The organism is Metapseudomonas boanensis, assembly GCF_018704125.1.
In the GTDB taxonomy this organism is placed as follows: domain Bacteria; phylum Pseudomonadota; class Gammaproteobacteria; order Pseudomonadales; family Pseudomonadaceae; genus Metapseudomonas; species Metapseudomonas boanensis.
Genome location: NZ_JAGTIS010000008.1, coordinates 134,534 through 154,756 on the forward strand (window position 1 = coordinate 134,534; position 20,223 = coordinate 154,756).

Consider the following 20,223-nt stretch of genomic DNA (forward strand, 5'->3'; position numbering starts at 1 on the left):
GAGGCCTGGCTCAGGCGTTGCCGGTCGACTTCAGGCGAGCGGCCTGAGTGAAGTCCAACATGCGCTTGAGCGGCTGCACCGCACGCGGGATCAGTGCCGGATCAACTAGGATCTCATTGCTACCTTCGCGCAGGGACTTCAAGGTTCGCTCCAGGGTGTTCATCGCCATCCAAGGGCAGTGCGCACAACTACGGCAGGCAGCACCGTTGCCAGCGGTAGGCGCCTCTATGAACTGCTTGTCCGGACAGAGCTGCTGCATCTTGTAGAAGATGCCCCGGTCAGTGGCGACGATGAATGTCTTGTTCGGCAACATCTGGGCAGCCTTGATCAGCTGGCTGGTGGAGCCTACTGCATCGGCGAGTTCGATGACCGCTTCAGGTGACTCAGGATGGACCAGCACAGCCGCGTCCGGGTAGAGCGCCTTCATGTCCTCAAGTTGCTTGGCCTTGAACTCTTCATGGACGATGCAGGCACCGTCCCAGAGCAGCATGTCGGCTCCGGTTTCACGCTGGATGTAACGACCCAGATGCTGGTCAGGCGCCCAGATGATCTTCTCGCCGTTGTCCATCAGGCTTTCGACGATCTCCAATGCACAACTGGACGTCACCACCCAGTCAGCACGCGCTTTCACCGCAGCTGAAGTGTTCGCATAGACCACCACCGTGCGCTCCGGATGCTGGTCACAGAAGGCCGAGAACTCCTCCACCGGGCAGCCCAGGTCAAGCGAGCAAGTTGCCTCCAGGGTTGGCATCAGCACACGCTTTTCCGGATTGAGTATCTTGGCGGTCTCGCCCATGAAGCGGACGCCTGCCACAACCACCGTCTGCGCCGGATGCTGATTGCCGAATCGGGCCATCTCGAGGGAATCGGCCACGCAGCCGCCCGTCTCTTCAGCCAACGCCTGAATCACCGGATCACAGTAATAGTGGGCCACCAGCACAGCATTCTGAGCCTTCAGCTCAGCGGTGATGGCAGAACGAAAATGCGCTTCCTCTTCCGCCGTCAGCGGTTTGGGCTGCTTGGCGGCAAGGTGAGCTTGGACCAGGAAGCGTTCGGAAAGCTGTGTCATGTGTGCTGAACCTGCCGGCGCAGTAATACGGAAGAAAATTATACCACCCACACCTGAGGCCCAAGTCGCTGGCCACTAGCTGCAGGTCGCGGATGATAGCGCAGATTGAGAGCCACCGGGTCAGCCCTGCAGACTGCTGCTTGGCTTGCGAACACAGAGGTGGGTCGGGCAGGAAAAATGGAAAATCCCAGGCTCGGCATCCAGGCAGAAATACCCGAGACATGAGCCTTAACTTTCGATTTTTGGGAGAAGATGCCTGAACGGCGAGAATGAAAGCTACAACAGGATGGAAGGAGTGGTGGGTCGTGTAGGATTCGAACCTACGACCAATTGGTTAAAAGCCAACTGCTCTACCGACTGAGCTAACGACCCAACGCGAGGCGTATAATACTGATTTAATTCAGGAATTCAACACCTCATCGTAATTTTTTTACAGATAGCGTGTGGGATCCTGCACCCCTGCTACAACGAAACCCGCAGCGCGCAATCTGCAGCTATCACATTTCCCGCAAGCACGGCCGTCGTCGTCAGCCTGATAGCACGATACCGTCAGGCCGTAATCAACCCCAAGCCGTATTCCCGCCTGAACAATTTCCGCCTTGCTCAGGTTCTGCAACGGTGCGCGGATACGGAATCCCTGCCCTTCTACGCCGGCCTTGGTCGCCAGGTTCGCCATGCGCTCAAACGCCTCGACAAACTCTGGGCGGCAGTCTGGATAGCCGGAATAGTCGACCGCATTGACGCCGATGAAGATGTCACGCGCTCCTATCACTTCGGCCCACCCCAGCGCCAAGGAAAGAAAGACGGTGTTACGCGCCGGGACATAGGTGACCGGAATGCCCTCGGTGGGGCTCTCGGGCACCTCGATGGAATCATCCGTCAACGCCGAGCCGCCAATACCATTGAGGTTGAGCCCGATCACCTTATGCTCCACCACACCCAACTGCCGCGCAACACGCTCAGCCGCGTTGAGTTCGGCTCGATGACGCTGCCCGTAGTCGAAACTCATCGTGTAGCAGGCGTAGCCTTCGGCGCGAGCCATGGCTACGACGGTGGCCGAATCCAGACCACCGGACAGCAGGATGACAGCATTCTTCTCGCTCATAGTATTTCCCTCGATATCGCTCTGCCTTGCGCCGTAGCGCAAGGACTGGAATGGTGCGCAACCGGGCTCGATCAATGACCCGGCTCGTCGTTCCAGAGAATCTTGTGCAACTGCAACTGCAGCCGAACAGGCAGGTTGTCGGAGACGATCCAGTCCGCCAGCTCTCGGGCGTCCACCTGCTTGTGGCTTGGCGAGAACAGGACCTCGCCAGCCCGCTGGTCCAGCCCGTACTCGATAAGCTTGGAAACGGCCCAGTCGTAGTCTTCGCGCGAGCAGATGACGAACTTCACCTGATCATTGGGCGTCAGGTGTGCGATGTTCTCATAGCGATTGCGTCCGACCTCGGCCGAACCTGGCGTCTTCAGGTCAACGACCTTGCTGACGCGCGAATCCACCGCCGACACATCAAGGGCGCCACTGGTCTCGATGGAAACCTCGTAGCCCACATCGCAGAGGCGCTGTAACAACGGGATGCAATTGGGCTGGGCAAGTGGCTCACCACCAGTGACGCAGATATAGCGAGGCTTGTAGCTCGCTACCTGCTCGAGGATGGTGTCGAGCGTCATGATCTCACCACCACTGAACGCATAGGCGGTATCGCAATACTGACAGCGCAGGGGGCAGCCGGTGAGGCGCACGAAAACCGTCGGCAGGCCGGCGGTACGTGTTTCCCCCTGCAGCGAGTAGAAAATCTCTGTAATTCGCAGGGTATGTTGCATATCAGCCACGGGCGTGACGGCGAAACAGGCCATCCGCCTCCGTTGCGGGAAAAGAGGGTTAGAGGACGGGGATTCTAACGAAAAAACCCGCGACGAGCGCGGGTTTTCTTGATCTCTGAATCAGGATCAGGGAAGACGTTGCAGATCGCGCTGCGCCAGCTGGGCGGCAGAGCTGCCAGGATACTGCGCGACGACCTGCTGGAGAATAGTCCTGGCCTTGGTGGTGTTGCCCATGCGTTGCTCGACATCCGCCAGCTTGTAGAGCGAATCAGGTACCTTGGGGTGTTGCGGATAGGCTTGGCCAACGCGGGCGAACGCCTGGCTCGCACCCGGCAGGTCACCTTTGGCCAGATTGACTTCGCCCAACCAGTACTGGGCATTACCGGCGTATTGGCTATTGGGGTACTTGCGCAGGAAAGCGTTGAACGCCTGGCTGGCCTTATCGAAGTCCTTGGTCTTGATCAGGTCGAAGGCAGCGTCGTAGTACAGCTTTTCCTTGGCCGGATCGCCAGGCTCAGCACTGGCTGCGGGCTGCTGAGGCGACGGGGCGCTGCCGGCTGCGGGTGCGCCAGCGGGAGGAGTACTCAGAGTAGCCGGCGCGCCAGCTGCGGCACCTCCGGAAAGACGACGATCCAGGTCCTGATAACGCTCCAGGTTTTCCTGCTTCATTCGCTGAATCTCGTACTGCTGCTCCTCAAGCATTCCTCGCAGACGGGAAATTTCTTCCTGCATCTGCTGGAGCTGCATGAATAGCTCGCCCTGCGCCGAGACCGGGGCAGAGGCAGGGGCCGAAGCCCCCGTCCCGGCGTAGGCGCCAGCCGTGCCGTAACCGGCAGGCGGATAGGTGCCACCGTAGACGGCAGCATCATTGTCCACCACGGGAACCTCAGCCAGCGCCGCGAACGGCAGGCTGGAGAGGGCCAAGAAGGTCAAAGCACGACGGCACTTGCGCATGGCGAATTACTTGCGCAGTTCTACGCGGCGGTTCTGCGCCCAGGACTGCTCGTCGGTGCCAGTGGCAACCGGACGCTCTTCGCCGTAGGAAACCAGTTCCAGCTGAGCCGGGGACACGCCCTGCAGGACCAGGTAGCGCTGAACTGCCTTGGCACGACGCTCGCCCAGAGCCATGTTGTACTCGCGGGTACCGCGCTCGTCGGTGTGGCCTTCCAGAACGACGCGAGCGCCGTTGCCTTTCAGGTCCTTGGCGTGTACGTCCAGAGCGCGCATGGCTTCCGGCTTCAGGTCGGAGCTGTCGTACTCGAAGTAGAAGGTGGTGATAGCGCGCAGAGCGGCTTCTTCGCTCATGCTGCCATCTACGCCGCTACCGCCAGCGTTGTAGCCAGCGTTCGGGTCAACGGCACCTTCGCCAGTGCCTTCGCCGCCTTTGGACGAGCAACCAACAGCTACGGCCATGGCCAGTGCGAGAGCAGCAAATTTGCCGAATTTCAGCATTTCCATCATGTAACTCCTAATGAACCCCAGGTGTGTTTAGCAAAAGGTATTTTTTTTGGGTAACCGCTTCAGTTCAGGTACGGCGACCAGGACGGTTCGCGAATGTCGCCCTGAACTGTGGGAATCGGATTACGTACGCGCCCGTTTGTAGACACGAGCATCAGCACGCCCCGGCCCTGCTGGCGAGTTGCGTAGATTAGCATGGTGCCATTAGGCGCAACAGTGGGCGAATCGTCCAGAGAAGTGCCGGAAAGGATGCGCGGAGCCGAGCCGGCGCGGGTCAGATCCTGGGCGGCGACCTTGAAGTTGGTGAAGCCGTCCTGGCGATGGATCATCACCAGCATCTTTTCATCAGCCGACAGTTTCGGGTTGGCGTTGTAGTTACCCACGAAGGTCACGCGCTGCGCTTCGCCACCGCCGATGCTGGTCTTGTAGATCTGCGGCTTGCCGGCACGGTCGGAGGTGAAATAGATGGTTTGGCCATCAGCCCCCCAGAAGGGTTCGGTATCGATCGCCATGTTGTTGGTCACACGACGCAGCTGACGGCTACCCAGATCCATCACGTAGATCTCCGGGTTGCCATCACGGGACAGCACGAAAGCCAGTCGATTGCCTTCCGGCGACCAGGCCGGAGCGCCGTTGAGCCCTTCGAAGTTGGTGATCTGCTCGCGGCGACCCGTGTCTACATGCTGGATAAAGATGCGCGGACGCTTCTGTTCGAAGGAAACATAGGCGATGCGGCGGCCATCAGGCGCGTAACGCGGCGACAGGATCGGCTCACGCGACTGCAGCAGGGTCACGGCGCGCTGGCCGTCATAGTCGGAACGCTGCAGGGTGTAGCGGGTATTGTTCACCGAAAAACGTTCAGCAGTCACATAGAGCATGCGAGTGGAGAAGGCGCCCTTGATGCCGGTGAGCTTTTCGAACGACTGATCGGCAATGTAGTGCGCCATGTCGCGCAACTGGTCAGTGGAGCCACTGACATTACCCGCCATGACCTGTTGCTCGGTAGTGACGTTGAACAAGGCGAACTGCACCTGCAGACGGCCACCGGCCGGGACGATACTGCCCACCAGCACGTACTGGGCGCCCAGGGCTTTCCAGTCGCGGTAAATGACTTCGCTGGCCTGGGTCGGCAGGCTGATCATGTTCTGCCGCGGGATAGGCTCGAAATAGCCGGAATTGCGCAGATCGCTACCAACCACGTCGGAAATGTCGGTGGGCAGCACGGAGCCGCCCTGCCAGCCAAAGGGCACCACGGCGATGGGGGTCGCCCGATCAGTACCGCTGGTGATTACCAGCGGGTCAGCGGCCTGGACGGAGCCAACCAGCATGGCCACTCCGAGCAGGACGATACGAATCAGCGTGTTCACAGACCTAAATCCTCCGGTTTGAAGATGATGCGGCGCTGCCTGTACATCCGGTCAAAGGTAGCGCGATCCAGTTGTTGCATCTCGGGAATACGCCCGACACTGCGCACCGCACTCACGGCGGAGCTGTCGAACGGCGCATCGCCGCTGGAGCGGGTAACACTGGCATTGGTGATGGTGCCGTCGGGCAACATCTCGATCAGTACTTCTACGCTCATGCCATTACGAGCCGAAGGCGGACGACGCCACTGGTCACTGACCAGCTTGATGATCAGATCATCGAGGCTGCCGGCAACCTGGTCGCCGACTTCATCGGCTAATGCCTGCTGACGCCCAACGTCCTCGGACAGCAGTTCCGCCAATGCAGCGGCCTTCTTGTCTTCTGCGGCCTTGCGCTTGGCCTCTTCAGCCGTTTTCTTCTTGGCGGCCTCCGCTGCAGCTTTCTTCTTGGCTTCCTCGGCAGCCTTTTTCTTCGCGGCTTCGGCTACAGCTTTCTTCTTCGCTTCTTCCGCAGCCTTTTTCTTGGCCTCTTCAGCTTCCTTCTTCTTGGCTTGCTCTTCGGCTTTCTTCTTGGCGATATCGGCCAGCTTCTTCTCTTCTGCCTTCTTGGTCTCCTCCACCTTTTTGGCTTCGGCTACCTTTTTGGCCTCTTCGGCCTTCTTCGCCTGCTCGGCCTTTCGAACCTCATCGGCTTTCTTTTGTTCCGCCGCCTTGGCCGCTGCAACCTTCTGCTCGTCGGACTTTTTCTGCTCCATCTGCTCGGTTTCGAACTGGGGAGCAGAGGTCTTCTTGGCCTCGCCGGCGATCTTCTGGTTGGTCTGCGTCGTCGCCTGACTCTGCGATTTCAGCTGGTACAGGGTGGCCTGCACGATCGGCCGGGATGGCGGCAACTCGGGGGTAAAGGCAAAGCTGACGAACAGCATGCCGAACATCAGGACGTGAAGACCCACGGCCCAGACGGTCGGCCAGAAGTAGCTTTCCGAGGAGGAGCGTTCGCTCTGCTGCTGCATCAGGGCGCCTCGGTAATCAGCCCGACGTTGGCCACGCCAGCCTTCTGCAGACCACCCATGACCGCCATGACGGCGCCGTAGTCGACCGACTTGTCGCCGCGCACGAACACCTGGACGGTTTTACCCTGGCGGCTGTTCTCAGCCATGATGCCGGATGCTGCAGTCACCAGTTGGTCGAGGGAAACAGCGGTGTCGCTGTTCTTGCCCTGATCGGTATCGACCTCCTCGCCCATATTCCAGAAATAGGACTTATCGGCCTTGATCGAGATGGTCAGGACCCGAGCATTGTTGTCCTGCGGCAGTGCCTCGCTGGAGACTTTCGGCAGGTCGACCTTGACGCCCTGATTGAGCATGGGCGCGGTGACCATGAAGATCACCAGCAGTACCAACATCACGTCGATGTAAGGCACCACGTTCATCTCGGCGACCGGTTTGCGTTTGTGGCGAATTCTGGCCATGACTTGAAACCTATCCTCTCGGGGTACCTGCGTCTCAGTCGTCGCTGGTGTGCACCTTACGGTGCAGGATCGCCTGGAACTCGTCGGCGAAGGTGTAGTAGCGACCGATCAGGGTTTCGCCGCGAGCGGCAAAACGGTTGTAGGCGATAACAGCAGGAATCGCGGCGAACAAGCCGATGGCGGTGGCGATCAGTGCTTCGGCGATACCCGGAGCCACGGTGGCGAGGGTGGCCTGCTGGACCTGGGCCAGACCACGGAAGGAGTTCATGATCCCCCAGACGGTGCCGAACAGGCCGATGTAGGGACTGGTGGAACCCACGGTCGCCAGGAAGGGCAGGCTCTGCTCGATCTTTTCTTCTTCTCGGGAGATCGCCACGCGCATGGCTCGGGAAACACCCTCCATGACCGCATCCGGGTCTACGCCGGCCTGCTGGCGCAGGCGGGAAAACTCCTTGAAGCCGGCGCGAAAAATCTGTTCGACGCCGCTGTCCGGGTCGGGGTTGCTGCCCGCCTGGCGATAGAGCTTGGACAGGTCGATACCCGACCAGAAGCGCTCTTCGAAGGTTTCCAGGGCCTTCTTGGCGGCGCGAAGCATGTTGCTGCGCTGGAAAATCATGATCCAGGAGGTGACCGATGCGGCCACCAGGGTCAGCATCACCAGCTGCACCACGATACTGGCGTTGCTGATCAGGCTCCACATGGAGGTATGGTCGACGACGTTGGCTTCCACGCTTAATCTCCTGCAGGGGATAGACCCGGATCGACAGCGAAGGCCGAACGCAGCACTTCGGGAATCGCCCGGGGTTTCAAACTGTCGGTACGCACACAGGCGACCAGGAACTGCCCTTCGCAAAGCAGCGCATTATCAGCGACGCGCCTGACCTGTTGACGAAATCGCAGGCTGGCACGGTTCAACTCGATCACTTCAGCACTGACATCCAACTCGTCATCGAGCTTGGCTGGCGCGAAATAACGGGCTTCAGCCGAGTGCACGACGAACAGCAGGTTCTCTCCGGCCAGCTCTGACTGGGCAAAGCCCAGGCTTCGCAGACGCTCGGTTCGAGCCCGCTCCATGAACTTGAGGTAGTTGACGTAATAGACAATGCCGCCAGCGTCGGTGTCTTCGTAATAGACACGGCAACGATGCTGGAAAGGCTGGGCCCCATTTTGCGCGCGCATACTCTAGTGCTTACTCCAAAGGTTGCCAATCCGGGCAGACAACTGTTTTTCCGTCCGTGGTTCCTGAAGACCGCTTTGACCACGGACTTCGCTATTCGTCACCCGCTTCGAAGAGATCAGCGGTCGGGTTATCAGCCATGCGCTTGGGCACATTCAGCCCGAAGTGCAGGTAGGCATGACGGGTCACTACCCTCCCCCTTGGCGTGCGCATGATATAGCCCTGCTGAATCAGGTAGGGCTCCAGCACGTCTTCGATGGTGTGACGCTCCTCGCTGATGGCCGCAGCCAGGCTATCGATGCCTACCGGGCCGCCGTCGAACTTGTCGATCAGGGTCAGCAGTAGACGCCGGTCCTGATGGTCGAAGCCACGTTCATCTACATCCAGCAGGTTCAGAGCCTTGTCGGCGATGGTGCGAGTGATATGTCCCTGGCCGCGCACCTCGGCAAAATCCCGCACCCGGCGCAGCAAGCGGTTGGCGATACGTGGGGTACCACGCGCGCGCCGGGCAATTTCGAAGGCCCCCTCAGCCTCGATCGGCAAGCCAAGGATGCCAGCGGAACGACTGACGATGGTGGACAGGTCCTGCGTGTTGTAGAACTCCAGGCGCTGGACGATGCCGAAACGGTCCCTCAGCGGATTGGTCAGCATGCCGGCACGCGTTGTGGCGCCCACCAGGGTAAAGGGCGGCAGGTCCAGCTTGATGGAACGGGCCGCCGGCCCTTCGCCGATCATGATGTCGAGCTGGAAGTCCTCCATCGCCGGATAGAGCACTTCTTCGACGATGGGCGAGAGGCGGTGGATCTCGTCAACAAAAAGCACATCACCCGCCTCCAGGTTGGTCAGGAGCGCAGCCAGGTCGCCCGGGCGCTCCAATACCGGCCCAGAGGTGCTCTTGATCGACACCCCCATTTCGCTGGCAATGATATTCGCCAAGGTCGTCTTGCCGAGGCCAGGCGGACCGAAGATCAAGGTGTGATCCAAGGCTTCGCTGCGACCCTTGGCGGCCTGGATGAACAACTCCATCTGCTCGCGCACCACCGGCTGACCTATGTAGTCGGCCAACCGGAGCGGGCGAATGGCACGATCCAGTTGCTCGTCACGGTCGCGGCTGCTGGCGGTGATCAGGCGGTCGGCTTCAATCATGGTTGCTTACACCATCCCTTTCAGGGCGCGACGAATCATTTCTTCGCTCGACAGCCCATCTTCCTTGACGGCGGACACTGCGCGACTGGCCTCCTGCGGCTTGAAGCCGAGGGCGACCAGCGCACTCAAGGCATCATTCTCCGCGGCGGAGACTGCCACACCGCCGCGAGGCTCGACCACCAGGGTGGCAATGGCCGGCATACTTTCCCAAGCCTTGAAGCGGTCCTTCAGCTCCACCAGCAGGCGCTCGGCGGTCTTCTTGCCGACGCCCGGAATTTTCACCAGGGTAGAGGTATCCTGAGCCTGCACGCAGCGTACCAGCTCATCCACTTCCAGGCCCGACATCAGCGCCAAGGCCAACTTCGGCCCCACTCCGTTGAGGCGAATCAGTTCGCGAAAGAGCTCGCGCTCGCGCTTTTCGAAGAAGCCATAAAGCAGGTGGGCATCCTCACGCACCACCAGATGGGTGTGCAGAGTCACCGGCTCGCCCACCGATGGCAGGCGATAAAGGGTCGTCATTGGCACTTCCAGCTCGTAGCCAAGGCCGTTGATGTCAAGTATCAGGTGCGGCGGCTGCTTTTCCGCCAAGGTGCCACGCAGGCGTCCAATCACGAATAACGTCCTTTGAAGAGGTTACAAACGAAGCCGACCACCACGGCGCTTGGCACTTGCCAGACCATGGGGAATGAGGCTCTGCCGGTGGTGCGCATGGCACAAGGCAATGGCCAGGGCATCGGATGCGTCGATCTGCGGCTTCTGTACCAGCTTCAGCAGGTGCATGACCATCATCATCACTTGCTGCTTGTCGGCCCCGCCGGTTCCGGCAATGGCCTGCTTGACCTGACTGGCGGTGTATTCGGCAATCTCCAGCCCTTCCTCGGCAGCCGCCACAATAGCGGCGCCACGAGCCTGGCCCAGCTTAAGGGCGGAGTCCGCATTGCGCGCCATGAATACCTGCTCGATGCCCATCGTCACCGGGCCGTAGGTCTGGATCACCTCGCGCACGCCGCGAAAGACAATCTGCAACCGCTCATGCAGCACGCCGGCGCCCGTCCGTATGCAGCCGGAAGCCACGTACTCACAGCCACGACCGGTGTCGCGCACAACGCCATAGCCAGTGATGCGGGAGCCAGGGTCGATGCCAAGTATCAGAGTCATAAACGAGGAACTCGAGACAGAAAGCCAAGAGCCGGAAGTGGCGGCACCTGCAACAGCGCAGCCAGCTTCCGGCCCTCCAGACTCAGGTGACCGGTGTCGATCAGCCGAGCTGCTCCATAATCTCGTCAGGAATCTCGGCGTTGTGGTAGACGTTCTGCACGTCGTCGAGATCTTCCAGCATGTCAATCAGTTTCAAGACTTTCTGGGCTGTCTCGAGGTCAGCGACAGGTGCACTGATCGACGGGATCATCGCCACTTCGGCCTCGTCACCCTTGAAGCCCGCTGCGGTTAGCGCTTCGTTGACCGAAAGGAAATCGGCAAAGGTGGTGTAGACCTCGACCGAGCCGTCCTCCTCAGCCACTACATCGTCCGCACCTGCTTCGAGAGCCGCTTCCATCAGGGCTTCTTCGTTCACGCCAGGGGCATAGCTGATCTGGCCCTTGCGATCGAACATATAGGAAACCGATCCATCGGTACCCAGGTTGCCACCGCACTTGCTGAAAGCATGACGTACTTCGGCCGCAGTCCGGTTCCGGTTGTCGGTCATGGCTTCGACGATGATGGCCACACCACTCGGCGCATAGCCTTCGTAGCTCAGCTCGACCATGTTGTCGGTGTCATTGGAGCCGGCGCCACGGGCGATGGCACGGTCAATGGTGTCGCGAGTCATGTTTGCGGTCAGCGCTTTGTCGACAGCCAGGCGCAGACGCGGGTTGTCCGCCGGGTTGCCGCCGCCATGCTTGGCGGCCACGGTCAGCTCACGAATGAGCTTGGTAAAGATCTTGCCGCGCTTGGCATCCTGGCGTTCTTTGCGGTGCTTGATGTTGGCCCATTTGGAATGACCAGCCATAACTCACTCCGTACTCTTCTTGACGGGGCGGCGCGCAACAGGCGCCGCCCGGGTTGATTCGACTTACTCGGCCTTCGGCTGCTCGCGCAGACGAATATGCAGTTCACGCAGAGCCTTGGCATCCACGGCGCCCGGCGCCTGGGTCATGACGCATGCAGCGCTCTGGGTTTTCGGGAAGGCGATCACTTCGCGGATCGACTGGGCGCCGGTCATCAGCATCACCAGGCGATCCAGACCGAAGGCCAGACCACCGTGCGGCGGCGCACCGAACTTCAGGGCATCGAGGAGGAAGCCGAACTTCTCTTCCTGCTCTTCTTCACTGATGCCCAGCACCCGGAATACCGCCTGCTGCATGGACTTGTCGTGGATACGGATGGAGCCGCCACCCAGTTCAGTACCGTTCAGCACCATGTCATAGGCACGGGACAGGGCGGCAGCCGGATTGGCTTCCAGCTCTTGCGGGGAGCACTTGGGCGAGGTGAAAGGGTGGTGCAACGAAGTCAGGCTGCCGTCGTCGTTCTCTTCGAACATCGGGAAGTCCACGACCCACATCGGCGCCCACTCCTTCGTGAGCAGCTTCAGGTCATGGCCGACCTTGATGCGCAGTGCGCCCAGGGCTTCGCTGACGACTTTGGCGCGGTCAGCGCCGAAGAACACGATGTCGCCATCCTGAGCATTCACGCGATCGAGGATCACGTTGAGGTTGGCCTCGGGGATGAACTTGACGATCGGGGACTGCAGGCCCTCGACACCTTTGGCGCGCTCGTTGACCTTGATGTAGGCCAGGCCTTTGGCGCCGTAAATGCCGACAAACTTTGTGTAGTCGTCGATCTGGCTCCGCGGCATGCTGGCGGCGCCAGGCACACGGAGGGCGGCAACGCGGCCTTTCGGATCGTTGGCCGGGCCACTGAACACCTTGAATTCGACTTCCTTGAGCTGGTCGGCGACGTCGACCAGCTCCAACGGAATGCGCAGGTCCGGTTTGTCGGAACCGTAGCGACGCATGGCCTCTTCGAAGGTCATGTGCGGGAACTCATCGAATTCCAGGCCCAGCACTTCCTTGAACAGCTTGCGGATCATGTTCTCGGTGATGCCCATGATGTCGCTTTCATCGAGGAAGCTGGTCTCGATGTCGATCTGGGTGAATTCCGGCTGGCGATCGGCGCGCAAGTCTTCATCACGGAAGCACTTGGCGATCTGGTAGTAACGGTCAAAGCCAGCCACCATCAGCAACTGCTTGAACAGCTGCGGAGATTGCGGCAGAGCGAAGAAGCTGCCCGCATGGGTGCGGCTCGGCACCAGATAGTCGCGCGCGCCCTCTGGAGTTGCGCGGGTCAGAATCGGCGTCTCGACATCGAGGAAACCGTTTTCGTCAAGGTAGCGACGGATGCTGCTGGTAATGCTTGAGCGCAGCTTCAACTTGGCGGCCATTTCCGGGCGGCGCAGGTCGATGAAGCGGTAACGCAGGCGGGTCTCCTCGCCCACATCGGAGTATTCGTCCAGCGGGAACGGCGGAGTCTCGGCCTGGTTCAGCACTTCCAGTTCGTAGCCAAGCACTTCGATGGCGCCAGAGGGCATGTTCGGATTGACTGCGCCGGCCGGGCGCAGACGCACTTTGCCGGTAATCTTGACGACATATTCGCTGCGCACGCGGTCAGCCCGAGCGAAAGTTTCCTCACGGTCAGGGTCGAAAACTACCTGGGCCAGGCCTTCGCGATCGCGGATATCGAGGAAAATGACCCCACCGTGGTCACGGCGACGGTGTACCCATCCGCAGAGGGTGACTTCCTGGCCGTCCAGGCTCTCGTTCAGTTGGCCGCAATAGTGGCTGCGCATCATGGTCGTGTTTCGCTTCTCTTGAGTCTTGAATTCGTCGGGCCGCTCAGTCAGCGGCGGAACATCCAGCGGCGACACAGCCACCTGCCGGACAGGCCGGGGCGGCATCGCCAGCGGCCAGGTTCTTCTTCGCGCCGGTCTTGAAGTCAGTCTCGTACCAACCCCCGCCCTTGAGGCGGAACCCTGGCAAGGAGAGCATTTTCTTCAACTCGGGCGCCTTGCAGGTCGGACAATCGACCAACGGTGCATCGCTGAACTTCTGGATCGCTTCCAGCTGATGGCCACAGGAAGCGCACTGATACTCATAAATAGGCATCTGCCGACTCCGGTCATCGGTGCAAACGAGCCGCAAGCCGAGGCTAGGCGGCAAAGCGCGCGATTATATAGGTTTAATCGCCGCCGCGCAGCCGCCCCTCACCCCATCCCAACCAGCCATCCGACACAACAAGGTACAACGACAACTGGCCGGATCCGCTAGCCCCTCCAGGCAAACACTGAGAGCGGGAAGCAGCTTCAGCTCAATCAGCCCACCCCCCGCCGCACCAGAAAATGGTTGAATCCAAGGCCTGCCAATTACTTCTAACCATTGCCTCCATTGGCTCAAGCCAAGGCCGAGCCGCAATCACCCTGTGCTAGTCTGTGGCCATCATCGGGCCAGCCAAGCCCGCAGCCACCCAGAGGAGAACTGGTATGGAAATCAATATTGGAATCGCCGAGCAGGACCGCGCAGCCATTGCCGAAGGACTGTCGCGCCTGCTGGCCGACACCTATACCCTCTACCTGAAGACCCACAACTTCCACTGGAATGTCACAGGCCCCATGTTCAACACGCTGCACCTCATGTTCGAAGGGCAGTACAACGAACTGGCCCTGGCGGTGGATGCCATCGCCGAACGTATTCGCGCACTCGGCTTCCCGGCTCCGGGAACATACGCTGCCTATGCCCGACTGTCCTCCATCAAAGAGGAGGAAGGCGTCCCCAGCGCCGAGGACATGATCAGGCAACTGGTCCAGGGCCAGGAAGCGGTCGTACGCACAGCGCGCGGTATTTTCCCGCTGCTGGACAAGGTCAGCGACGAGCCCACTGCGGACCTGCTGACCCAGCGCATGCAAGTGCACGAGAAAACCGCCTGGATGCTGCGCAGCCTCCTGGCAGCCTGAGCCAGCCAACCAGTACGGAAGGCCCTGTTTTCCGGGCCTTCCGCTATGCGACGAGAGCCTCGCTGTTCTATGCTCTGCCAACTCGAAAAATCGCAACAGTGAAGTGCATGAGCCAGCCTCCGAAACATCCGTCGCTGCTTGAGCTTTACCCCGAAGAAACCCGAGAAGCCGCCGACCTGCTAAAGCAGGCCGTGCCGCTGATGGTGCGCCACGCAATTCCCCCAAACCCAGTGCACTATGCACTTTGGTACACCTACAGCAAGGGCATGATGCCCGATCTGAATCGTCGCCTCGACAAGATCGTCAGTGACTTCGACGTCTTTCCGCCCGAGTCTGCCCTGAAGCTGTTTCGCGACTACATCATCCGCGGAGAGCTTGAGGAGGCTCGCACAGGGCAGCAGCAGGTCATCGATCTGGTGGACGATATCGAGGGCGACGTTTCGCGCAGCGTCAGTGGCAGTCATTCCTATCAGACCAGCCTCGCTGCGGGCCTGGCCGCACTGCACGAACCGATCATCGACGACCTCCCAAACGTGCTCAGCCAGTTGCAACAAAGCACCCAGATCATGCAAGAGCAGCAGGAGCAGTTCCTCTATCGACTCCGCGCCGCCCAGTCAGAAATCCAGCACCTGCGTAATCAGCTGGAACGCGCTCAACTGGCTGCAACGCTCGATGGCCTGACGCAAGTCTTCAATCGGCAGGCATTCACCCGCCTGCTCGAGCAATCACTCAACAATGGGCATCAGGGCCTTGCCCTGGTAATGCTCGATATCGATCACTTCAAACAGTTCAACGACCAGTTCGGCCACCCCCTGGGCGATCGCGTTCTGCAACACGTGGGACAACTGTTGCGCGACCTGCTCCCCCCTCGCGCCATGGCCGCGCGGTACGGCGGCGAGGAATTCTGCATCATTCTGCGTGACTGCAAGGACCTCGAAGTGGCACGCAACTTTGCCGAACAGCTACGCAGCAAGGTTCAGGCACTTCGAGTGAAGGTGCGGCGTACCGATCAGGTGCTCGACACCATTACCGCCAGCTTCGGGATGGCCCTGGCCGAGCCATGCGATACGGTGGAAACCCTGATAACCCGCGCCGACGATGCGCTCTACCAAGCCAAGCGCAATGGACGCAACCAGGTTCATCCGGCACTCAAGGAGCCGGTGCCAAGCGCTTGAATTGAGAACCCCAGCCCTTTGCTGTTAAATACGCCCCGTGCCGCGATCTCGATACCAGGATCCCGGCATAGGCCAGTGTCTGCGTCCATTTCTTGCCCAGACTGCTCCTGGGTTTCAGGCAGACACGGCTCTTCCGCTGATGATTCATGTCGAAGGTGAGCCCATTGAACATCTTGAAAATCGTCCATCTCCTGACGGGCGCTGCTGCTTTGTTTTTGTCTTTCATCCCAAGCCTGCGCACCGATACTCTGCCTTACCTGCAACAACCGGATGCCGTCTACCTAGCACTGTTCGGCCTGCTCAACCTTCTACTGGCCCCCGTCGTTCCAGCGTGGTCGAAAGGCTCTCGCAACCAGCTCCAGAGCCTGGTTTCCGCACTTCTGGTGCTGTCTGTCATCCTGCAAACGCTGATCCTTCTGGCACCACTGACCACCATCAGTGAACAACCTGCCATCCTGATCAGCATTTCTAGTGCGATCCTGGCAATCGCACTGCACCTGGGAGTCAACCTGCGCAAAGTCACACAGACTGCCCTCCTCTCCCAGGACATGAGCAATCGCGAAACCGGCACAGTGAAATGGTTCAACACCTCCAAAGGGTTCGGCTTCATCTCCCGAGACTCGGGGGACGATATCTTCGTGCACTTCCGCGCCATCCGAGGCGAAGGCCACCGCGTACTGATCGAAGGACAGCGTGTTGAGTTCTCGGTCATTCAACGCGACAAAGGCCTGCAAGCGGAGGACGTAATCGCCGCTCAGCCCACCCGACGCTGAATAGCGTCAATGACACGAAAAAGCCCGCCTAATGGTGTAATGCTGTTCACTTAGGCATTGGCGACAGCGCATAGGAGGAGGAGCGTGATCGGCCTTCGGAGCAGTCTGCCACCTCGTAGCCCGGATGAATCCGGGTGCAGGGGTTGGACTTTTCCCCGATTTCATCCGGACTACCAAGCTGAAGGCCCCGTAGGAGCGAGCTCTGCTCGCGAAGGAGGCGGGTTCGCGAGCAGAGCTCGCTCCTACGAGAGATACCTGCCCAACAGAAACAACTTCGTGATGATGTAAAACCAAAAACGCCGCCCTCCTGCCGAAGGAAAAGCGGCGTATTTTCTTATGTGAACAGCATTACGCCTAATGGCGGGCTTTTTCATGAAAGCCGATCAATAGTGAGGCGGCGGCGCCTCATCCTCGACTGAACCGAACTGACTGAGCAATTCCTCCTGACGCCTGGCCAGCGCAGCAAGTTGCAGCTGCATCCGATCGACGACGCGCTGCTGAGCGATCAAGACATCGTTGAGGGCTTGGATAGTGTCATCCTGAAACGCCAAACGGCTTTCAAGATCCGCAATACGCATTTCCAGGCTCATGACTCACTCCTCACAAAAACGGAAGTCGTCCGTCAGCACCAGACGCAGCTTGGTGCGAATTGCGGCCACCTGATCATCGCTATAGGACTGAACTGGATGGCGCCCCCACACCGGGGCAGGCCAACTCACGTCATCACGTCGACGAACGATGACATGCATGTGCAACTGACTGACGACATTGCCAAGACTGGCCACATTCATTTTATCGGCGCGGAAGGTGTCCTTCAGAGTTTCAGCAAGGAATGTGGATTCACGCCACAACTGCTGCTGGTCCTCGTCGCTGAGCTGGAACAGCTCGCTGACCTCCTCCCGACGCGGCACCAGGATGAACCAGGGGTACTGCGCATCGTTCATCAAGAGCAGACGGCACAGGTGAAAATCGCCAATGACCAATGTGTCCTTCTGAAGCCGCGGATCCAGGGCGAACATACTGACTCTCCTGTTCGACTGCATGAGTGTTGAGCTTAGCCCTCCAGCCACCACCAGCAAAGCAGTGAGATCGGTAAGCCGGAGCGCGCGCAGCATAAGCGAATGCCACCCCGAAACGAAACTCGCAAGGTTCCGAGTTGCCTTCCTTATATAAGAAGGCTTACCGTCCAACATCGCTCACAGCCATACCGCTGATACACTCGAACCGGCATCCACGCATACGCACTCGCTCGAGGCCGGCGGAACAGCAGCGAGACACTGACGTTACTCTATGCACCAAAACGGCCCACACCGACCACTTTCGTTACGAGTCGCCACAGCGAGGTTACGTCTTCGCGCACACCAAACGGGGACAGGCAATCGGGATCAATCGCTCCATGCCATGTCAACCCCCACCCCACCCTCGAGCCAACCGGAAGCCTGCTCTGGAAACCATTTCAGTGGAGCGCATCAACACAAACTGACGCCCCAATGAGGCCGCCCGAGCACCAGTCGGAAATTTTTTCTCAAGTGAGCAAGAGTTTGTGCACGGTTGTTGCTAATCAACTGGAGGTCAAAGACCGGGCGGTGTCGAGACCAGTGGGGAGCCATCGATCTTGCTTCAAGGGCCCGGGGATGAAAGGATGCACGGCAAAAATCTACAAATATGCGACACAACTCTTCTCGAATTGCGACAGCGTCGTGAAGAAATCGTAAGGACCAGGTTTCAACTATCGCCATAATTTTCGTCGTGCTATAAGTTAGCGCCGACACAAAAAGAAAGAACCGCCTTCCATATATAAGAAAGCGGCGAGAATCTTCAAAACCAAAGGAGCAATCACAATGCAAGTGATGAAGTGGAGCGTTATCGCCCTGGCCGTTGCTGCGGGCACCACTCAAATGGCAGTAGCGTCCAGCCAGTCCGAGTCCAAGGGCTTCGTAGAAGACAGCAACCTGACCCTGCTGAACAAGAACTTCTTCTTCTACCGTGACTTCCGCAACAACCCCTCGACCAGCCAGAACTACCGCAAAGAGTGGGCCCACGGCATCAGCGCCATGTACGAGTCCGGCTTCACTCAAGGCACCGTTGGCTTTGGCGTTGATGCCCATGCCATGCTGGGCCTGAAGCTCGACAGCGGTAACGGCACCAACGGAACTGGCCTGCTGCCCACCGGTAGCGATGGTCGCTCCCAGGACGAGTACTCCTATGCTGGCGGCGCAGTCAAAGCCCAGGTTTCCAACACCGTACTGAAGTACGGCAACCTGTTCCCGACCGCACCGGTCTTCGCCACCGGTACTGCCCGCCTGTTCCCGGGTTCCGCTGAGGGCTTCCAGCTGCTGAGCAGCGAGATCGAAGGCCTGAACATCGACGCCGGCCACTTCACTTCCATTCGCGATGGCAGTGCCTCCACCAACAGCCACGGCGAAATCACCACCACCTACACCGGCATCGCCAGTGACAGCGCCGACTACGTGGGCGGCTCCTACGCCTTCAGCGACAATGTCACCGCCAGCGTGTACGGGTCGGAACTGGAAGACATCTGGAATCAGTACTACGGCAACCTGAACTGGAACATTCCGTTCAGCGACAGCCAGGCCCTGAACCTGGACTTCAACGTCTACCGCACCCTGGACGAAGGCAAGGCACTGGCCGGCGACCTCGACAGCACCGCCTGGTCCGCTGCTGCCGCCTACTCCATCGGTGCGCACAAGTTCACCCTGGCCTACCAGAAGGTGAATGGCGACGAGCCGTTCGACTACATCGCGATGGACGGCCAGAACTCCGGCGACTCCATCTTCCTGGCCAACTCGGTTCAGTACTCCGACTTCAACGGCCCGAACGAGAAGTCGATTCAGGTTCGCTACGACCTGAACATGGCTGAGTACGGCGTTCCCGGCCTGAGCTTCATGGCTCGTTACATCACCGGTGACGACGTCGACGGCACCAAGGCCGACCCGAACGGCGCGTTCGCAGGCGCGATCGGCGAAGACGGCAAGGAATGGGAACGTGACATCGAGATGAAGTACGTGGTTCAGGAAGGCGCCGCCAAGGACCTGTCCTTCCGCGTTCGTCACGCCAGCTGGCGCGCCAACAGCGACATGGCCTTCTTCGGCTCCGCTGGCGGTACTGCCAACGACGAAATCCGTCTGATCACCGAGTACCCGCTGGATATCCTGTAATTCCAGCTTCGGTTATTCGAGACGCTAAAAAGAAGCCCGGCCTAGCCGGGCTTCTTTTTTGAACGCACATATAGAAGGCAGTCATTAATTAAACAGGATCATTTAGAGAGGTAACGCGTAAGTTCCCGTTACATGAGCCACAAGCTCGCCCTCCTCCCCTGCGGAAAACAACGACACCTCACACACGGCCTGCCTTCGACTCAGCTTCAGTATGCGGGCCTCGGCAATCAGATCCACCGGTTTCGGCTTGGCCAGGAAGTTGATGTTCAAGCTGGACGTCACGGCCATCTCCACCCGGCCAAGGCTCCCTAACACCACCGCATACATTGCCGCATCGGCCAGCGCCATGATCGTCGGGCCGGACAGCGTCCCTCCCGGGCGCACCAGTTTGGCCTGGAAGGGTACCCGTGCCAAAGCTCCCCGCTCATCAAGCCGGTCAATACGCAAGTCCATATCGTCCGCCATCGGCACGCCGGCACGTATAAGCACCTGAACCTGCTCCGCCGTCAGTCTGTCCATCCCCTGCTTCCTCCGTTTCCAGGACCGCAATCCTGTACGCCACTTGATCAGCGCCGTACAATGCCG

23 protein-coding genes and 1 tRNA gene are annotated in these 20,223 nt (G+C 59.6%); 4 read left to right on the top strand and 20 right to left on the bottom strand.

What is annotated here, in order from left to right; genetic code table 11:
- Window positions 1-10 precede the first annotated feature (10 nt).
- The 17 genes from nadA to J7302_RS15905 form a co-directional block, all read right to left on the bottom strand.
- Window positions 11-1,069, bottom strand: a complete 1,059-nt coding sequence (gene nadA / locus J7302_RS15825; RefSeq protein ID WP_215376698.1) for a quinolinate synthase NadA — start codon at window positions 1,067-1,069, stop codon at window positions 11-13.
- A gap of 296 nt (window positions 1,070-1,365) precedes the next feature.
- Window positions 1,366-1,441 (bottom strand) — tRNA-Lys (locus tag J7302_RS15830).
- A gap of 58 nt (window positions 1,442-1,499) precedes the next feature.
- A complete protein-coding gene (queC, locus tag J7302_RS15835) occupies window positions 1,500-2,174 on the bottom strand; it encodes a 7-cyano-7-deazaguanine synthase QueC (protein WP_215376700.1) in 675 nt (224 codons plus the stop codon).
- Between the two features lie 71 nt (window positions 2,175-2,245).
- Window positions 2,246-2,893, bottom strand: coding sequence for a 7-carboxy-7-deazaguanine synthase QueE (gene queE / locus J7302_RS15840; protein ID WP_215376704.1), 648 nt, complete (start codon window positions 2,891-2,893; stop codon window positions 2,246-2,248).
- A gap of 126 nt (window positions 2,894-3,019) precedes the next feature.
- Window positions 3,020-3,847: a tol-pal system protein YbgF gene (gene ybgF / locus J7302_RS15845; RefSeq protein WP_215376708.1), complete on the bottom strand. Its 828-nt coding sequence runs from the start codon at window positions 3,845-3,847 to the stop codon at window positions 3,020-3,022.
- A 6-nt stretch (window positions 3,848-3,853) separates the two neighbouring features.
- Window positions 3,854-4,351 carry a peptidoglycan-associated lipoprotein Pal gene (gene pal, locus J7302_RS15850; RefSeq protein ID WP_215376711.1) on the bottom strand — a complete coding sequence of 166 codons (498 nt, stop codon included), beginning with the start codon at window positions 4,349-4,351 and terminating at the stop codon, window positions 3,854-3,856.
- A gap of 62 nt (window positions 4,352-4,413) precedes the next feature.
- A complete protein-coding gene (gene tolB, locus J7302_RS15855; protein ID WP_215376714.1) occupies window positions 4,414-5,718 on the bottom strand; it encodes a Tol-Pal system beta propeller repeat protein TolB in 1,305 nt (434 codons plus the stop codon).
- Window positions 5,715-6,725: a cell envelope integrity protein TolA gene (gene tolA, locus J7302_RS15860; RefSeq protein ID WP_215376717.1), complete on the bottom strand. Its 1,011-nt coding sequence runs from the start codon at window positions 6,723-6,725 to the stop codon at window positions 5,715-5,717. The genes tolB and tolA overlap by 4 nt, the downstream gene beginning before the upstream one ends.
- Window positions 6,725-7,183: a protein TolR gene (gene tolR, locus J7302_RS15865; protein WP_215376720.1), complete on the bottom strand. Its 459-nt coding sequence runs from the start codon at window positions 7,181-7,183 to the stop codon at window positions 6,725-6,727. The genes tolA and tolR overlap by 1 nt, the downstream gene beginning before the upstream one ends.
- 34 nt (window positions 7,184-7,217) lie before the next feature.
- Window positions 7,218-7,913: a protein TolQ gene (gene tolQ, locus J7302_RS15870; protein WP_215376723.1), complete on the bottom strand. Its 696-nt coding sequence runs from the start codon at window positions 7,911-7,913 to the stop codon at window positions 7,218-7,220.
- A 2-nt stretch (window positions 7,914-7,915) separates the two neighbouring features.
- Window positions 7,916-8,362 (bottom strand): tol-pal system-associated acyl-CoA thioesterase, encoded by a 447-nt coding sequence (gene ybgC, locus J7302_RS15875; protein ID WP_215376726.1) that lies wholly within the window; start codon window positions 8,360-8,362, stop codon window positions 7,916-7,918.
- Window positions 8,363-8,453: 91 nt separating this feature from the next.
- Entirely contained in the window at window positions 8,454-9,506 is a 1,053-nt protein-coding gene (gene ruvB / locus J7302_RS15880; RefSeq protein ID WP_215376729.1) for a Holliday junction branch migration DNA helicase RuvB, read from the bottom strand.
- 6 nt (window positions 9,507-9,512) lie between these two features.
- Window positions 9,513-10,118, bottom strand: coding sequence for a Holliday junction branch migration protein RuvA (ruvA, locus tag J7302_RS15885; RefSeq protein ID WP_215376732.1), 606 nt, complete (start codon window positions 10,116-10,118; stop codon window positions 9,513-9,515).
- A gap of 21 nt (window positions 10,119-10,139) precedes the next feature.
- A complete protein-coding gene (ruvC, locus tag J7302_RS15890) occupies window positions 10,140-10,664 on the bottom strand; it encodes a crossover junction endodeoxyribonuclease RuvC (RefSeq protein ID WP_215376735.1) in 525 nt (174 codons plus the stop codon).
- Window positions 10,665-10,764: 100 nt separating this feature from the next.
- The gene (locus J7302_RS15895; protein WP_215376738.1) at window positions 10,765-11,514 is read right to left on the bottom strand and encodes a YebC/PmpR family DNA-binding transcriptional regulator; all 750 of its coding nucleotides are present in this window, start codon (window positions 11,512-11,514) and stop codon (window positions 10,765-10,767) included.
- A 63-nt stretch (window positions 11,515-11,577) separates the two neighbouring features.
- On the bottom strand, window positions 11,578-13,353 hold the full coding sequence (gene aspS, locus J7302_RS15900; RefSeq protein ID WP_215376741.1) for an aspartate--tRNA ligase: 1,776 nt from the start codon (window positions 13,351-13,353) through the stop codon (window positions 11,578-11,580).
- A 43-nt stretch (window positions 13,354-13,396) separates the two neighbouring features.
- Window positions 13,397-13,666 carry an FmdB family zinc ribbon protein gene (locus J7302_RS15905; RefSeq protein WP_215376744.1) on the bottom strand — a complete coding sequence of 90 codons (270 nt, stop codon included), beginning with the start codon at window positions 13,664-13,666 and terminating at the stop codon, window positions 13,397-13,399.
- A gap of 374 nt (window positions 13,667-14,040) precedes the next feature.
- On the opposite strand from J7302_RS15905, the gene J7302_RS15910 reads away from it, so the two are divergent.
- The 3 genes from J7302_RS15910 to J7302_RS27020 all read left to right on the top strand — a co-directional run bounded on the left by J7302_RS15910 (window position 14,041) and on the right by J7302_RS27020 (window position 16,459).
- On the top strand, window positions 14,041-14,511 hold the full coding sequence (locus tag J7302_RS15910) for a Dps family protein (RefSeq protein ID WP_215376749.1): 471 nt from the start codon (window positions 14,041-14,043) through the stop codon (window positions 14,509-14,511).
- A gap of 107 nt (window positions 14,512-14,618) precedes the next feature.
- Complete coding sequence (locus J7302_RS15915; RefSeq protein ID WP_215376753.1) at window positions 14,619-15,686, top strand: GGDEF domain-containing protein; 1,068 nt, start codon at window positions 14,619-14,621, stop codon at window positions 15,684-15,686.
- 170 nt (window positions 15,687-15,856) lie between these two features.
- Window positions 15,857-16,459 carry a cold-shock protein gene (locus tag J7302_RS27020; protein WP_394359095.1) on the top strand — a complete coding sequence of 201 codons (603 nt, stop codon included), beginning with the start codon at window positions 15,857-15,859 and terminating at the stop codon, window positions 16,457-16,459.
- A 383-nt stretch (window positions 16,460-16,842) separates the two neighbouring features.
- On the opposite strand, the gene J7302_RS15925 is transcribed toward J7302_RS27020, so the two are convergent.
- A complete protein-coding gene (locus tag J7302_RS15925; protein ID WP_215376756.1) occupies window positions 16,843-17,049 on the bottom strand; it encodes a SlyX family protein in 207 nt (68 codons plus the stop codon).
- A 3-nt stretch (window positions 17,050-17,052) separates the two neighbouring features.
- On the bottom strand, window positions 17,053-17,478 hold the full coding sequence (locus tag J7302_RS15930) for an HIT family protein (RefSeq protein WP_215376759.1): 426 nt from the start codon (window positions 17,476-17,478) through the stop codon (window positions 17,053-17,055).
- Between the two features lie 822 nt (window positions 17,479-18,300).
- Here J7302_RS15930 and J7302_RS15935 point away from each other — a divergent pair.
- Complete coding sequence (locus tag J7302_RS15935; protein WP_215376762.1) at window positions 18,301-19,638, top strand: OprD family porin; 1,338 nt, start codon at window positions 18,301-18,303, stop codon at window positions 19,636-19,638.
- A 102-nt stretch (window positions 19,639-19,740) separates the two neighbouring features.
- Here the strand turns inward: J7302_RS15935 and J7302_RS15940 are convergent, their stop codons facing one another.
- A complete protein-coding gene (locus J7302_RS15940; RefSeq protein WP_215377087.1) occupies window positions 19,741-20,148 on the bottom strand; it encodes a PaaI family thioesterase in 408 nt (135 codons plus the stop codon).
- Window positions 20,149-20,223: the final 75 nt, after the last annotated feature.